The sequence below is a fragment of the Virgibacillus sp. LDC1 genome, from assembly GCF_025792345.1.
GTDB classification, from domain to species: Bacteria; Bacillota; Bacilli; order Paenibacillales; family Paenibacillaceae; genus Paenibacillus_AQ; species Paenibacillus_AQ lautus.
In genome coordinates, this window is record NZ_JAOXLZ010000005.1 from 293,143 (window position 1) to 307,402 (window position 14,260).

Genomic DNA, 14,260 nt, shown 5'->3' on the forward strand with positions numbered 1-14,260 from the left:
ATTGAGGCGGAACTGTATCAGTGCTCAATACGCTGCCCAGAACTGTTTCGAGTTGCTGTGTCTTCATAATTCGGGCCAAGGGGGATAAGGATGCTTCAAATAAGAAATTGGATCGATTCCGTGGGAAGCATGAAAAAGCGTAAGTTTTTTCTGAAGTTAATTGTCACGACGGTGCTCATTACCGTGCTTCCGAGTTTGGTCTCCAATATTTTTGCATATTACAGGGTATCCGGCATTGTAGAAGAAGAGACGGGTAACAACAAGCTGCAATATTTGAACCAGACGATCAACACCCTTGAGATTTTGCTGAACCGGATTAAGGAAAATTCGAATTTGCTTGCACTCAACCGCTCTTTCATTAGCTTCGAGAATTTCCCGAATGGGGCTTACTACGAAGGGCTTCAAGGGGAGATTCCGGAGGAAGACCTACCAGCGCTCTATGCTTATCTGGAAGCCAAGAAGAATACCTTCCTCACGATGAACTCATTCAAACTCTCCGATCAATTCGTGGATTCCGTATACTTTTATGACAGCAGCAAGAACCTAGTGATCACTTCGGATAAAGACCGCTCCAATCGTCAGTTTCGGAGGGAGGATTTTTATGATAAAGACTGGTATGACGCCGTGCAGACCATGCAGGTGAATCCTGTCTTCTTGGACACTCGGAGCGCGAAGCAATATCCTAACGGGGATAAGGACCTCCTGTCCGTGATCTATAAATCCAAAAAAGCCAACAACGCCATCATCGTCAACCTCGATGCGGCCATGATTTATGAGGATATTATCAGCAAATTAAATGCGAGTGACGACATGTACGTAGTGTCCTCATCTGGAAATCTCGTATTCCGCAGCCAATCTTCAATGACGGGCGGTGTTCAGCAAATTGGATTACCCGAGGCTCTGCAAAGTGCCAAGTCAGGATCGTATTCCATCGAGCTCGATGGCAGCAAGAAGCTGGTTAGCTACTCTTCTTCCGCGCTATTGGGTTGGACCTTTGTCAACATATCCGATATGGGGGTGTACACGCAGGGAACGATTGACATCAAACAGACGATTACGTATTCTGCCGGCGCTTTAATGCTGTTCTCGCTGCTGCTCTCCTACTTCTCTTCCAGGAGCTTGTATAAGCCGATCTCCCGTTTGAATGCACTTGCGAAGGGGAGGAGCGATGGGAAAATCCAGCTGGTCAGCGAGCAATCTAACGGGCCGGATGATGAACTCAGCGTCATTGGCAGCTTTGTCAGGTCCACCATTGATGAGCGCAATTATTATAAGGAAAGGCTGGAGGAAAGCCTGCCCTTTCAATTGGAACGTTTCAAGCTGTCGCTGCTGCAGCGGCATACGATGAGTCTTGAGGAAATTGAATCAAAGAAGGATTATCTTGGACTCCCTATCAGCCTTCATGAGCTGTCTGTGTTCTTGCTGTCCATTGATGAAGAGATGGCTTCTAACGGCGAGGATATGCTGGCGCAGGACCTGTGCAAGATCAAGATCATGGATGCCTTGCAGGACAGCGTGGTACTGGGGCTGGGTACTGCATTTTTCGTCGTCAATGTGGAGAAGGACAAAATCGCAGTTGTTTTTAACCTTTCCGGAAAAGGGCGTCAGCAATTGTTCCATCTGGCACAGCAGCTGCTCGATGAGGTGAATGCACGGCTGGGCGTGCAGTTCTCACTTGGCGTCGGAAGTATCTGCAGTGGGATCGAGGGGCTCCCCCTTGCTTATGAAGAAGCGGCAGAGGCGTTAAAATACCGTATTCTCTATGGAAAAGGTTACGTGATATCCATGGACGATATCCGTGCCGATAATGGGCAAACCTTTCATTATCCGAACCAGCTTGAGGAAAAGCTCAACAGTTGTATCCGGACTGCCTGCTTGCAGGAAGCTCTTTTCATATTCGACGCCTTTGTGGCCGAGATCGAGGCCTGTAAACACAAGCTTCATTACAACCAGATCCAGCCGATCTTCATTCAATTGTTCACGTCCATCCGGTATTCATTCAGCTCGTTTGGAACAGGCATCGAAACTCTGTTCGAGAAGGGAACAGATCCATACCGAGAGCTGCTCGATCTGGGCTCGATGGATCATATCGTCGCATGGTTTCAATCGCTTATAACGCGCGGGGTTGAATGCATACGTCAAGAGATTCACGCTAGGGGCAACCAGCACATTGCCAAAGTCATTGAAATGTTGGAGAACGATTATGATAAAGATATCTCGTTACAGTGGGTTGCCGAGCACCTGAATTTGAACCCGGCTTATATCAGCAGACTATTCAAGCAAAGCACCGGTCAGCCCTTCATTGATTACCTGAAGCAGGTACGGGTTGATAATAGCAAGCGTCTGCTCGCGGAAGGCAGGCTTAAGATCAATGAGATCGGAAAGCAGGTCGGATTCGGCAGTGCCCACTATTTTATTAAGGTGTTTAAGGAAATAACCGGGATCACTCCCGGCGAATACAAAAAAATATACTCATAGTATCGATCCCGGCCTCTTACTCCCAGAGAAGGAGTACCGGGATTTTTGTCTTTCGTAACAAATATTTGATAAGTAGAAATCATGTTATAAATGTACAACGTTTTACATGTTAAGCGCTTACAAATCGTGATAAGGTGTCTCCTGAAGCAGGTCCCGGCCATGTTGGAAACGCGGACCCAACCCAATTTAAGGAGGGAATAAGAATGAAGAAGCTGTTTCATACAACGCTGAGCGCCATGCTGGTGCTTTCGCTTGCGGCATGTGCAGGTGGAGGATCGGGAGGGAGCGGAGGCGATGGAGCCTCTGCCGGATCCAAGGAGGTTAGCGGAGATTCAAACAAGGGTTCCGGGGAGATGGCTAAAATTTATATTTATCAGAATACCGGGGCCTTGAATCAGAAACCGGAAGGCAGTATTCCGGATGCGCTAGAGGAAATGAAGCAGATGTATATGGATGAGCTTGGCATTGAACCGATTGCGATCGTACCGCCAAAAGGCTCCGAGGGCGAAAAGTTGAATTTACTGCTTGGATCCAAGGATGAGGTGGACGTATTTCAGGGGGATTGGGATCAATATGCTTCGAAGGGTGCTATCATTCCGCTAAACGATTTGCTGGAGCAGCACGGCCAGGACATTCTGAAGGCATGGCCTCAGGAAGCTTGGGATTATATGACCGATAAAGACGGGAAGATCTGGGGCATTCCCCGGGGGCTGCCGTCCGTTCATTACCCGGTCTGGATTCGTACCGATTGGCTGGAGAAGCTGGATTTGGAAATGCCGAAGACCATTGATGAGCTCGAAGCGGTATTAAAGGCATTCCAAGAGGGCGATCCGGACGGTAATGGCAAGGCGGACACAATCCCGATGATGACCGATCTGGGCGGTATGAATAATGCGCTGATGGGCGCCTACGTAGAGGGCGGCAACAGTAATTGGCTCGATCCGGCCGACAACAAAATCAAACCGGTTGAGCTTGCGCCCGGCTATCAGGATTATTTGGCCAAGATGGCGGATTGGTACCAGAAAGGCTACATCTATAAGGAAGCTTTTGCAAAATTCGACCCGCTGGAGCTGCTAAAAACCAACCGGGTTGGAACCTCCTCTATGTGGTATTCCAGGATTACGCTGCTGTTCCCGCAGATCAAGCCGAATCTCCCGGAGGGAGCCGATTATGCGATTGCTAAGGATCTAACCGGTCCTGCCGGTAAGCTGATGACAGCGTCGCGCGGAAACACGACGGGCATGCTGGTTACCAAAAAAGCCAAAAATCCGGAAGCTGTCATCAAGTTCATCAACCATCAATACAAGGATTTACCGACCAATACGCTGAATGCAGCCTTCGGGAAGAACTGGAAGTATCTCGATGACAACAAGTTCGAGATCGAGCTGCTTAGCCCGGATCTCCGGTATGCCGGTGAATATATGCTTTCTCTGGGCTTAGCGACGGAGAACAAATACGCATTCCGTGATCCCGTGAAGAAGATGCATGCCGATTACCTGAATCATGAGATTACCAATGTGAGTGCAGCCAAAATGCCACTGGATGCAACCGTCGTATATGACAAGGAACGGCTGAAGCAGAATGTCCCGATGCTTGAAGATCTGGACCGTTTGCGGAGCGAGGAGCTCGTTAAGTTCGTGACCGGCGTAAGACCCCTGAGTGAATTCGATCAATATATTGAGCAGCTGAACAAAGCCGGACTGCAGATGTGGATCGATGAGTACACGAAGCAATTTTTTGAGCTGAAAAAATAAGACGGGAGGGCTGCGTGTGTGATGGAGCTTAACACTGCAACTGTTGCCCCGCCGGCCTTGAAGAAACGAAGCCGCTGGGCTGCAGTTAAAAAGCATCGATTTTACTATTACCTGATTCTGCCCGGGATCCTTTATTTCCTTATATTTGATTACGTGCCGATGTTCGGCGTTATCATTTCGTTCAAAGACATTTCGCCGTTTGAAGGGGTCCGGGGGATTTTAACGGGGGAATGGGTGGGTTTCGATCATTTTGTCCGTTTCTTTGATTCCTATTACTTCTGGAACGTGCTCCGCAATACGTTTCTGATCAGCTTTTATAACCTGTTGTTCGGGTTTCCGTCCGCGATCATTCTAGCGCTCTTGATGAATGAATTGAAGAACGGGCTGTTCAAACGGATCGTTCAAACGGTTTCGTATTTACCGCATTTCATCTCGACGGTCGTGGTGGCAGGTCTCATCATGATGATGCTGTCCACGGATAACGGGCTGCTTAATGCGATTATCGTGTTTTTTGGGGGAGAGCCGATTCTGTTCCTCGGAGAACCCAAATACTTCCGATCCATCCTCGTTATATCCCATGTGTGGCAGACCGTCGGTTGGGGGACGATCTTGTATTTGGCAGCTATGGCAGGCATTGACCCGGGGCTGTATGAGGCAGCCAAAATCGACGGTGCCAACCGATTCCGTCAGGCATGGCATATTACATTGCCAGGCATTTCGCATGTGATTGTCATTATGCTTATTCTGTCGATCGGAGGCTTGCTTAATGCGGGCTTCGAGAAGGTGCTGCTGCTGTATTCGCCTGCCGTGTACGGGGTGGCCGACATTATCGATACGTATGTGTATAGAGAAGGCCTGACATCGCTTAACTATTCATTCGCCACAGCGGTCGGTGTATTTAAAAATCTGTTGGCGATGGTGCTCATCTTAGGAGCGAATTACATTGCGAAGCGAATGAACCAAACGGGAATCTGGTAAGGGGGGATATGGTGAGCGGAATAAAGCCTACAACAAGTGAACGAGTTTTTGATGTTGCCAACATTGTTTTTCTGATCTTCTTGTCCCTCATGTTTGTTATTCCGTTCCTTGCGGTGCTGTCAACGTCGTTTATCAGCGCTGAGGAATCCATGCGTCGCGGAGCGTTCGTGCTTATACCGGAACGGCTGGATTTCGCAGCCTACGATGTGCTGCTTAACCGGGGGAAAATCATTTTAAATGCTTATCAGGTTACGATTTTCAGAGTCGTGGTCGGCACCATTCTCAATCTGTTATTTACATCCATGCTGGCTTATGGATTGGCCCGGCGGAGCTTGCCCGGACGAAACGGCCTTGTGCTGTTCATATTTCTGACGATGATATTTCAAGGCGGTTTGATCCCTAACTATATGTTGATGGATACGCTGGGGCTTAAAGATACGCTATGGGTGCTTATCCTTCCCAGCCTGATCAGCGCGTGGAATTTATTTATTCTCCGGAATTTCTTCATGGGACTCCCGGAGGAGCTGGAGGAATCCGCCGTCATTGACGGGGCTACCCCTTTGCTGATTCTGTTCAAGATTGTCATTCCGCTGTCCATGCCGGCGATGGCCACGATCGGTTTATTCTATGCGGTACATCATTGGAATGATTGGTTCGGGGCGTCGATCTACATTAATGATGTCAACAAGATGCCGGTTCAGGTCATCATGCGCAACATTTTGCTGACCGGAATCACGCAGAATGAGGCCCAATTGGAATACGTAAGCAATCCGCCTCCGGCGGCCACGCTGAAATCCGCGGTCATTATGATCAGTACGCTGCCAATATTGTTTGTATATCCATTCCTGCAAAAATACTTCGTTAAGGGAGTTATGGTTGGCTCCATTAAAGGATAGGAGGTTCATAAACATGATTTCGTTGCGTAAGTCACTTATAGGCTGGATGGTGCTTATTCTAATTGCTGCCCACATTCCCTATGGACCTGTTGGCGTGAGTGAGGCTGCTGAGGCCCAGGCTCAGGCCGATGGAAAACCGCAGTTTCGCAATATCGATTTGTTCGTGGCTGGTACGGAGGGGTATCATACGTTCCGCATTCCGACCATATTGACGACCATGGAGGGAACCCTGCTGGCGTTTGCCGAAGGACGTAAAAACAGCGCTTCCGATACGGGCGATATCGACCTTGTGCTGAAGCGCAGCTTGGACGGAGGCACTACCTGGGAGCCGCTCCAAATGGTGTGTGACATGGGCGCGGATACCTGCGGAAATCCGACGGCGGTGCAGGATGAGAGCAATGGCCGCATATGGTTATTTATGAATCATAATTATCGTGACGACACGATTGAAGAGATCAACAATGGAACGAGCCGAGGCGTGCGTACGATCTGGAGCTCATACAGTGACGATGACGGAGTCACCTGGTCGGAACCGGTGAACCGTTTCGAGGAGGTGCAGCCATCCAATATAAGGTGGGATGCAACGGGACCTGCAATCGGGATTCAGCTCCGGCATGGGCCGAACCAAGGGAGGCTGGTGATTCCGGCGATCGGACGGAACATTCAAAGTGATGACCATGGCTTAACCTGGTATCAGAGCGGCTATATCCAAGCGGACACAAACGAGGCGACCGTTGTGGAGCTGACGGACGGCACGCTGATGCGGAACGACCGTTTGTCCGCTAACAAAGAGCTGAAGCGGAGGGCGATATCGACAAGCAGCGACCAAGGAGCAACCTGGTCACCGGTTTTTTATACGCCCGAGCTGATTGATCCTGTTGTGCAGGCGAGCATTGTCCGCTACATGCCTGCCGATAATGAGCTGGGCAGCAAGCTGCTGCTTTTCGCCAATCCGGCCAATGAGAACGTTAGAGAAAATATGACGGTCCGGCTCAGTTATGATGACGGAGCCACCTGGCCGGAGGCAAAGACCGTATACAGCGGGCATTCCGCCTACTCTTCGCTCACCGTGCTACCGGATGGAACGATTGGCCTGTTGTTTGAAGGCGGGGGTTACACACCATATGACAAAATCATGTTTGCGAAATTCAATTTGGCTTGGTTCGATGCGGAGGAAGCGCATCTGGACGATCTGATGTTCTCGGAAGGCTCGCTGTCTCCCGTGTTTCGAGGCGATATCGAGCAATATCGTCTGACGATGTATGAAGGAACAGAAGAGGTGACGGTGACGCCGATTACATCAAATGAAGGAATTGAAATTGAAATAGCGGGCGAGCCGGCGGCTTCAGGAGTGCCAAGAGCGGTTCGGCTTGACGGACTTGAAGATCTTCTCATTACGGCTAGGTTGGGGAGTCAGACACGCACCTATTCGATTGAATTGGATAGGTCCAGACCTCGTCCGGAGCTGCTGCTTCATTGGGATTTTGAGCAGACGGATGATTCGAGCGTGACGGATGTGACAGGCAAAGGTCATACCGGTTTGCTGAAGAACGGTGCGGCGGTAAGACCAGGGGCGGTTCGTCCCGATGGGCAGGGCCATATTCTTCATCTGGATGCCTTACAGCGTTCTCACGTCGAGATCACCCAAGCTCAGGATCTCCATTTTGGGACTGGCGACTTTAGCTTTGCGGCTTGGGTCAACCCGGAGACGCTGTCTCGACAGCGACACCTGCTGATGTGGTACGGTACGGCGGGTCGGGGTGTGCCGCAGTGGTGGATGTCGGTCGAACAGAACGGTGCGGTTCGAATGAATTTGAACGGACTGCCGCTGAACAGGGAGATTGGCATTGCAACCCCATCGGGTCTAGTTAAAACCGGGGAATGGACACATGTTGTGGGGATCCGGGAAGGCGGTAATCTGCTCGTATATGTGAACGGTGAGCTGGCGGCGACGTCGGCGAGGTTCGACGGTTCCGCCATGAATGTGACGAACGAAGACGCTCCGCCATTCGTCGGTTTCGATAAAGGCACAGTGGCGAATCGCGATTGGAACGGCAGTCTGGACGATGTGCGGATTTATCGTCACGCGCTGGATCTGTCCGACGTCCGGAAGCTGTATCAGCTGCCATCCGATGCGATAGCACCGATAACGAAAGCTATAGTCACTCCGGAGGAGCCAGGTGGAGTGAATGGATGGTACACCTCCGATGTGACGGTGGAGCTAACGGCATCAGATGAGGAATCTGAGGTAACGGGTACGGAATATCGACTGGACGGCGGGGAATGGAAGGCATATGAAGGAGCGGTCCCCGTTTCTGCAGAAGGGATCACCACGATGGAGTATCGGAGCCAGGACGGGGCAGGCAATGTGGAGGAGGGGCGTACCCTTACGCTGTCCATCGACAAGACGGTACCGGATATCACGATTACTCCGAACCGTAACGTTATCTGGCCAACCAATCGCAAATGGGTGCCGGTGGAGATGGAAATCCACACCAAGGATGAATCATCCGGAATCGCTTCGATTGCACTGGTATCTGTTACCGGCAACGGTGTACAGGATCCATGTTCAATCGTCCGTGGTGCGGAGGTTGGAACTGGCGACACATCTTTTGAGCTGATGGCCGCCAACAACCCGGGCGGACAGAAGCGGGAGTACAGCATCACTTATGAAGCAAGAGATCATGCCGGACATACAACGACAAAGACGGTAATCATCGAAGTAGCGAGAATTGTCAATGAGGAGGATGAACATGATGGCGATTGAAAGGTTTGCAATCAGCAGAGACACGGAATGGTATGAGGCATGGCCGGACGTAACGCTAACGGCCGCGGGCAAGCTGGTATGCGTATTTTCCCAATGCACTCACCACGGAGACCGGTCGGCTACACGCCTGATGTTGACGGAAAGTACGGACAAAGGGAGAACCTGGAGTGACAAACAACCGTTCACGTCATTGACGAACGGACTTCCGTACTGGAATTGTGCACGCATATCGAGGCTTCGGGACGACCGGCTGGTTATCGTGGCGGATCTGATATCGGCGAAAAAGGAGAACGGGGGCCGCAATTATATATGGATCGGAGACGCGGAGGGGAATAACTGGTCGGAGCCTATGGAAACGCCCGTTACCGGTATCGTTCCGGATAAACTGTGTGAGCTTGCAACCGGACGCTGGCTGCTGTCGGCCCATGAGCGAAACCCGGATTCGGGGGTAAGCGAGCAGCGGCTCTGGTATTCCGATAATCAGGGTGCGGACTGGGTGGGACCTGTCACTGTGGCTTCTCATCCGGATCTGAAGCTGTGTGAAGGAAGTATACTTCCCCTCCCGGATGGAACGTTAGTTGCGTTTCTCCGGGAGAACTCAGGGCAGGGATTGGATTGTTATAAATCAATATCCCATGATCAGGGCCAGACTTGGAACGGACCGTATCGTGTTCCTCTCCCCGGTTGTCATCGTCCCGTTTCAGGGATGCTTCAGAGCGGGAACATTATGATTGCGTACCGTTTCATGCAAGGCGGTAAGGGCTGGCTTGGCACCTGGACACAGAACTTCTTCGCAGCTCTTACGGATCAGGAATCAGCAAAGGCGATAGAGCGGCGGGAGCAGTGGACGAGAATCATGCCGATTGATTACGACCGTAGTCCAGTTGCAGACCTTGGTTATTCGGGCTGGGTACAGTTCGAAGACGGGGAGATTTATGTCGTGCAATATATTGCGGATGATGCGCCTAGAGCGCAAATCCGCGGGTACAGCTTTTATGAGGATGATTTTTTATTGAAATCATTGTAAACATGAGGGGGACGTTTTGTGAACCAGATATCTGGAGAACACAGCAAATTTAAAGGCATATTTACGGCACTGTTGACCCCGATGCATGAAGACGGATCGATTGATTTCGAATCGTTGTCTCGTTTGGTTGAACATCAAATCTCGCTGGGAATTAAAGGCTTCTACGTTGGCGGAAGCACAGGGGAAGGATTTATTCTGACGACAGAAGAACGACAGCAAGTTCTTGAGTCGGTCGTAAAGACGACAAAGGGTCGAGTGACCGTTATCGCGCATATCGGCTGCATAAGTACGATGGAGTCGGTTAAGCTAGCCCGGCATGCCGAAGCCTTAAGCGTGGATGCCGTATCGGCCGTTGTCCCGTTCTATTATAAAGTCACGATGCAGGAGATCCGGGAGCATTATGAAACGATCATGACCGCCGTACCGCTGCCCATGCTCGTCTATCATTATCCGGGCGCTACCAGCGTGAGTCTAACCATGGACTTTTACAGCCACATGAGCCGTAACTCTCAATGTTTGGGCGTGAAATTCACCTCGCTGAATCTGTTTGAGATGCAGCAGATCCGAGCGTTATGCGGGGAGCGATTCATGATCTATAACGGGCATGACGAGGTATATTTAAGCGGGGCTTATGCCGGAGCCGACGGCGCGATCGGAAGCACTTTCAATATGATGCCTGAACCTTTTGTTCAGATGCACGCTCAGATTAGCGCTATGGAGAGACCGGATATGGAGCTTCTCCAGTCTTTGCAGTCGAAAGCGAATGAGGTCGTATCGCATATGGTAAGGTTTGACGTAATCGCGTATGAGAAGTATGTCTTATTCCTCCAGGGAGTACTATCCTCACCAAAGGTACGCCAGCCGTTGAAACAATTTACGGAGGATGAGCGGCGGCAAATTGACGACTATTATCGGAATAGCGAGCTGCTGCATCATCATCGAATCAAGGTTTAAGGGAGCAATGAGCGTAGAGCGTTAGAGCTTAAACAATCTGCAAAAAACCAACAGGCCATTATGTGAGGTCTGTTGGTTTTACGTTTTAAATAGATCCACACCTCAACAAAACACAACCCCAACCCAAAAAAACAAAGAGGCTGCACCAGCGTTACTTCTATAATGGAAGTTACTAGACTGTCGGACCGCTGACGGGCAGGTGAGGAGGGATAAACATGAAGCGGGATGAATATATGGATGGGGCAGGACTGGAGCAGGGAAGGTCGGATGCTCTCATAAGCAATAAGCGGGTAAATGATCATGATCGTAACCGTCGGATAGCCTGGTGGCGCGAAGCTCGCTTTGGGCTCTTCGTGCATTGGGGGCCTTATTCGATGCTGGGCGGGAAGTGGAACGGCGAACGGGTGGATGCCAATTATGCGGAGCATATCCAGTTAAGGGGAAAGATTCCGGTGACCGAGTATGCGGAGGCCGCAGCCGGGATGAACCCGGAAGCGTTTGATGCGCACGAGTGGGTATCGCTGGCCAAGCGGTCCGGGGCAAAATATCTTATCGTGACAGCCAAGCATCATGATGGGTTTGCAATGTACGATTCCAAGGTCAGTGATTATTCGATTACTCGTCATGCTCATTTTCCAAGGGATCCGATCAAGGAGCTTGCAGAGGCCTGCGAATCGGAGGGGATTCGCCTTGGAATCTACTACTCCCATGCCATGGATTGGCATCACCCCGATTCGCAGGGGAACACGCTGGATTACCCGGATAACATCGGCGCATGGGATCAACTGGAGGAATGGATCGAAGATGACGATAAGCGGGAACGCTTCGAGCGTTATCTTCACGAGAAAGCTCTTCCTCAAGTAGAGGAGCTGTTGACCGATTACGGTCCGATTGGTTTGATGTGGTTTGATTGCGGTCATAAGATCTGCGACGAGCACGCTGTGTGGTTCTATGATCTGGTACGCAAGCTGCAGCCGGATTGCTTGATTAACAAGCGACTGCGGGATGACCGGTTTGCCGATTACGGCAATCCGCATGATAACCAGCTCCGGTTCCATCCGGTGCAGCCTGAATGGGAGTCGATTCATACGCTGAATGATTCCTGGGGGTTCCGATATGACGATGACCATTGGAAGAGTCCGGATGAATTGATCGAACAGCTGCTGCGCGTGGCAGCCACGAACGGTAATCTGGTACTGAATGTGGGGCCGCTCGGAAACGGGACGATTGACGATACGTCAAGAAGCCTGCTGGAGACGGTGGGCAGCTTCCTGGAACGGAACGGCGAGGCGATATACGGCACGAGCGGCAGTCCGATCGGTACGCCGCAGTGGGGATATTGCACATGGAAGCCGGATGAGAATCTCTTGTACCTGCTGGTAAGAGAATGGCCGCAGGATGGTTTATTGGTATTGCCCGGTCTCGCTAGCGGAGTTCAATATGCGAGGCCTATCGGAACGAGAGCGAAGGAAGACAATCTGCCGATCCATCGGCTTGGGACATGGGATTGGCAGATTGATGTGCGTTCGGTACCTCAGGACGCCTATGCGACGGTGATCAAGCTAAAGCTGGATGGAGCGCTGGAGACGCATCTCACTCCAAGGTTTATTTCCCGGATGCCGAATACGTTCTGGGCATATGATGGTGTTACCTGGGGCGATGGCCTGCGTTACGATAATGGAAAACGCGGTCATGATGGCGTTACCGGCTGGACAACTCCAAATGCGGCTGTTCAATGGACATTTCGTTCCGAGGAAGAGATGCCGATTCACTGTCGAGTGATCGTCACCTTGTCCGCTGCAGCGGATCAGGCGGGGGGGCATTTCGAGTTGTCCCTGGATGAACAGAAGCTGACTTGTACCGTTAAAGATACGGGTGGGGACGGATGCTGGGGAGAATTTGAGATAGGTCAACTGACGATTCTCTCGGCAGGCTTACATCGTCTTGAAGTACGGGGACTATCGCTGGTTTCTGATTCATTAATGAATTTGCGCAAGGTTACGCTATTGCCAATGGAGAGGGAGTGAGGAATCAATGAAAATCGTATTTGATCCTGCACCGGTAGCAGGAGGCTTTCGAATGCCGGGATATTGGATATGGTGCGGCAGCGTTATCCAGGGTGAGGATGCCCGGTACCATATGTTTGCTTCGCGCTGGCCGAAATCCTTGCCCATGCATCCCGGCTGGCTTGCGGCCTCGGAGATCGTCCGTGCGGTCTCCGACCATCCGGCCGGACCGTACGGATACGAGGAGACGGTGCTCGGAGCCAGATCTGCGGCCTATTGGGACGGATGCAGCGTGCACAATCCGCATATCGTGAAGGTGGACGGCACGTACGTGCTTTATTATATGGGCACGACGTTCCCGTTTCCGCTACCTGAAGAAGAGGAACCGCTGCTTCCGAATGATCCGCTCGTCGCGGTAGCCAGGGCGAACAAACGGATCGGCGTGGCGACCGCCCCTTCCGTAACCGGCCCGTGGACTCGAAGGGATCATCCGGTTCTGCTGCCCCGCCCGAATTATTTTGACAGCTTCTTGGTATCTAATCCGGCCCCCTGTGTTCATGAGGACGGGTCGGTGAAGCTTATCTATAAATCTCGTCCCTATGAAGGGCATTCCTATGGCAACATGCAGCTGGGCTTGGCCTGCTCGGAATCTGTGTACGGTCCTTACAACCGTCAGCCAGAACCGCTGTTTCCCCCAGCGATTCATATTGAAGATCCCTTCATTTGGCGTACGGCACGCGGGTACGAAATGATTGCCAAGGACATGGACGGCTCCATCTGTGGGGAGCGCTATAGCGGCGTCCATGCGTGGTCAGCGAACGGGGAAGAATGGAAGATGACAACCAAACCAGGGGAACCCGTGTATTCCCGCAGAGTGCTGTGGGATGATGGTGCGGAGCGGCTGATGGGCAACCTGGAACGGCCTTTTTTGCTCATGGAGGACGGTCGTCCGGCCTGGATGTTTGCTGCGACTTCGGACGGGAGCCGCGGGTTTTACGATTGTACGGAGACCTGGAATATGGCGATTCCGATTCGGGAGATTACGGAGAACGACGACGAATAAGAGCGATTCATATCCGATTCGAAGCATGATAAACAGCACCTGAAACGGATGGTCGCCCTCCGTCATGCGATGCTGCACCGTGTATTGGGAGTGTGTGCGGTGAAAGAAATGCCCGATTACTCTCAGCGGCCCATGCTCTCATGTACGGCTGCGTTTTACTTCACCGTTCATTTCCCTCATAAGCCCTTCTGCTTACCATGGTCGGATAGACCATGCTAGCAGCAGGGCTTTTTTCTCTATTCCGCCTCAAATCCCCCATCTTAAAGTGCGTGTTCAAAAAGGTCGATTTTCAGCACCGAAGCTTATGCTTCCGATGTGCGTTTTTTCAAAACGCTTC

At 51.3% G+C, this 14,260-nt stretch carries 9 protein-coding genes; all 9 read left to right on the forward strand.

The window, feature by feature from the left end:
• Positions 1-90 precede the first annotated feature (90 nt).
• The 9 genes from OHJ21_RS25990 to OHJ21_RS26030 all read left to right on the forward strand — a co-directional run bounded on the left by OHJ21_RS25990 (position 91) and on the right by OHJ21_RS26030 (position 13,923).
• Positions 91-2,478 carry a helix-turn-helix domain-containing protein gene (locus tag OHJ21_RS25990; protein ID WP_486021564.1) on the forward strand — a complete coding sequence of 796 codons (2,388 nt, stop codon included), beginning with the start codon at positions 91-93 and terminating at the stop codon, positions 2,476-2,478.
• 203 nt (positions 2,479-2,681) lie between these two features.
• Positions 2,682-4,232: an extracellular solute-binding protein gene (locus OHJ21_RS25995; RefSeq protein WP_486021565.1), complete on the forward strand. Its 1,551-nt coding sequence runs from the start codon at positions 2,682-2,684 to the stop codon at positions 4,230-4,232.
• 21 nt (positions 4,233-4,253) lie between these two features.
• Positions 4,254-5,210, forward strand: a complete 957-nt coding sequence (locus OHJ21_RS26000; RefSeq protein WP_100540496.1) for an ABC transporter permease — start codon at positions 4,254-4,256, stop codon at positions 5,208-5,210.
• An 8-nt stretch (positions 5,211-5,218) separates the two neighbouring features.
• On the forward strand, positions 5,219-6,106 hold the full coding sequence (locus OHJ21_RS26005) for a carbohydrate ABC transporter permease (protein ID WP_486021566.1): 888 nt from the start codon (positions 5,219-5,221) through the stop codon (positions 6,104-6,106).
• 13 nt (positions 6,107-6,119) lie between these two features.
• Entirely contained in the window at positions 6,120-8,873 is a 2,754-nt protein-coding gene (locus OHJ21_RS26010) for an exo-alpha-sialidase (protein WP_486021567.1), read from the forward strand.
• On the forward strand, positions 8,863-9,900 hold the full coding sequence (locus OHJ21_RS26015) for a sialidase family protein (protein WP_486021568.1): 1,038 nt from the start codon (positions 8,863-8,865) through the stop codon (positions 9,898-9,900). The genes OHJ21_RS26010 and OHJ21_RS26015 overlap by 11 nt, the downstream gene beginning before the upstream one ends.
• Before the next feature lie 18 nt (positions 9,901-9,918).
• Positions 9,919-10,854, forward strand: coding sequence for a dihydrodipicolinate synthase family protein (locus OHJ21_RS26020; protein WP_486021569.1), 936 nt, complete (start codon positions 9,919-9,921; stop codon positions 10,852-10,854).
• Positions 10,855-11,069: 215 nt separating this feature from the next.
• Complete coding sequence (locus OHJ21_RS26025) at positions 11,070-12,881, forward strand: alpha-L-fucosidase (protein WP_486021570.1); 1,812 nt, start codon at positions 11,070-11,072, stop codon at positions 12,879-12,881.
• A gap of 7 nt (positions 12,882-12,888) precedes the next feature.
• Positions 12,889-13,923, forward strand: coding sequence for a glycoside hydrolase family protein (locus tag OHJ21_RS26030; RefSeq protein ID WP_486021571.1), 1,035 nt, complete (start codon positions 12,889-12,891; stop codon positions 13,921-13,923).
• The last annotated feature ends 337 nt before the right edge of the window (positions 13,924-14,260 follow it).

Coding starts and splice junctions, on each gene's coding strand:
- OHJ21_RS26010 (WP_486021567.1), top strand. CDS start 6,120: ATGATTTCGTTGCGTAAGTCACTTATAGGCTGGATGGTGCTTATTCTA.
- OHJ21_RS26030 (WP_486021571.1), top strand. CDS start 12,889: ATGAAAATCGTATTTGATCCTGCACCGGTAGCAGGAGGCTTTCGAATG.
- OHJ21_RS25990 (WP_486021564.1), top strand. CDS start 91: ATGCTTCAAATAAGAAATTGGATCGATTCCGTGGGAAGCATGAAAAAG.
- OHJ21_RS26015 (WP_486021568.1), top strand. CDS start 8,863: ATGGCGATTGAAAGGTTTGCAATCAGCAGAGACACGGAATGGTATGAG.
- OHJ21_RS25995 (WP_486021565.1), top strand. CDS start 2,682: ATGAAGAAGCTGTTTCATACAACGCTGAGCGCCATGCTGGTGCTTTCG.
- OHJ21_RS26025 (WP_486021570.1), top strand. CDS start 11,070: ATGAAGCGGGATGAATATATGGATGGGGCAGGACTGGAGCAGGGAAGG.
- OHJ21_RS26005 (WP_486021566.1), top strand. CDS start 5,219: ATGGTGAGCGGAATAAAGCCTACAACAAGTGAACGAGTTTTTGATGTT.
- OHJ21_RS26000 (WP_100540496.1), top strand. CDS start 4,254: ATGGAGCTTAACACTGCAACTGTTGCCCCGCCGGCCTTGAAGAAACGA.